This is a genomic window from Nocardioides montaniterrae (assembly GCF_054782655.1).
Map to the genome: position 1 here is coordinate 1 of NZ_BAAGSB010000024.1, position 1,347 is coordinate 1,347.

At 68.3% G+C, this 1,347-nt stretch carries 1 protein-coding gene; it reads right to left on the reverse strand.

Annotated features, from left to right (window positions below; all coding sequences use genetic code 11):
- Positions 1-12: 12 nt before the first annotated feature.
- Positions 13-1,074, reverse strand: a complete 1,062-nt coding sequence (locus ACYVJ3_RS16590) for an IS110 family RNA-guided transposase (protein ID WP_460854186.1) — start codon at positions 1,072-1,074, stop codon at positions 13-15.
- Between the last annotated feature and the right edge of the window lie 273 nt (positions 1,075-1,347).

The following is a 1,347-nucleotide window of genomic DNA, read 5'->3' on the forward strand; positions in this document are numbered from 1 at the left end:
TCCTATGGTCTGTCAAGTGGTGATCGGGCCGTGTTCGAGTAGTCGGTAGAGGTCGCGGGCGATGTAGCGCTTCAGGCAGCGCTTGATCTCCCGGTTCGTCTTGCCCTCGGTGGTGCGTCGGGCGGCGTAGGCGCGGGTGGTCTCGTCGTAGCGGATGCGGGACAGGGCGATGGTGTGCAGGGCGCGGTTGAGCTGACGGTCGCCGTAGCGATTGAGTCGGTGGCGGGTGGTGACTTGGCCGCTGTTGGCTGGGATTGGAGCAGTGCCCGCAAGCATCGCGAAGGCTGCTTCGGAGTGGATCCGGCCGGGGTGGGACCAGGCGCACAGCACTGTCGCGGCCACGATGGGCCCGATGCCGGGTTGGTCGAGGAGGTCGGGCCGCCACGAGCGGACGACGCTCAAGATGGCCTTCTCGTGCTCGGCTGCTTCCTCGGTGAGGGTGTGAGCACGGCGGGCCAGGGACCGCAGTGCGACGACGGTTGCCGTGGTTTCCACGTCCCAGCGGGGGTTCACCCGCATGCTTGCGGCGGTCCGGATCATCGCCGGGCCCTTCTTGTCGCGGAACCGTTCGCGGATCGGCTCAGGTGCGGCGATCACCAGGCTGAAGACCTGCCGGTGTGCATCGCCCGCGGCCTGGACTGCTGATCGGCGCGCGGCCAGCAGAACCGACAGTGCTTGACGGTCGCCGCCGCCACGCGGGGTGCCCAGCTTGGCTCGGGAGAGCGCTTCGTGGGCAGCGCGGATCGCGTCCAGCGGGTCGGACTTGGCGCCGTTGCGTCGCTTGGCTCGCTCCGGGCGGTCGAGTTCGATCACGACCTCCTCACCGCGCTCAAGGTGCCGGGCCAGGCCGGCGCCGTGCCCACCGGTGCCCTCGATCGCCCACGCCCGCAGCGCCGCGTGCTGGTCGGCGAACTCCACCAGCTGGGCGTAGCCATCCGAGGTGGCTTCGACGGTGATCTCGTCGAGCACACCGCCGGTCGCGGCGTCGACCACCGCGGCGGAGTGGGTGTGGACGTGGGTGTCGACACCAATCACGACATCGACCACTTCGCGTAGATCGGTCACACTGGTCATGCGTTCTCTCCTTGCCTGGGAGTGGATGTGGTTCCGGTCCGGGGCGGAGATTCGGCAGGACTGTGATGAGACACGGCCGGTGCGCGAACACCGGACGGTCAAGCTCCTGATCAGGCCAGCTACTCCGACCGGGCCGGGGCCGGCAGCCACGGGCGGACAAGTCCGCGGAAGGGCACGAAGCCAGTCAAGGATTGGGTCACGCCCGCGACTACCGGCAAACAGCCCATCAGCATCAGGCTGCGAAGAGAAGCCTCACAGTCAAGGATCCTCGCT

Coding starts and splice junctions, on each gene's coding strand:
- ACYVJ3_RS16590 (WP_460854186.1), bottom strand. CDS start 1,074: ATGACCAGTGTGACCGATCTACGCGAAGTGGTCGATGTCGTGATTGGT.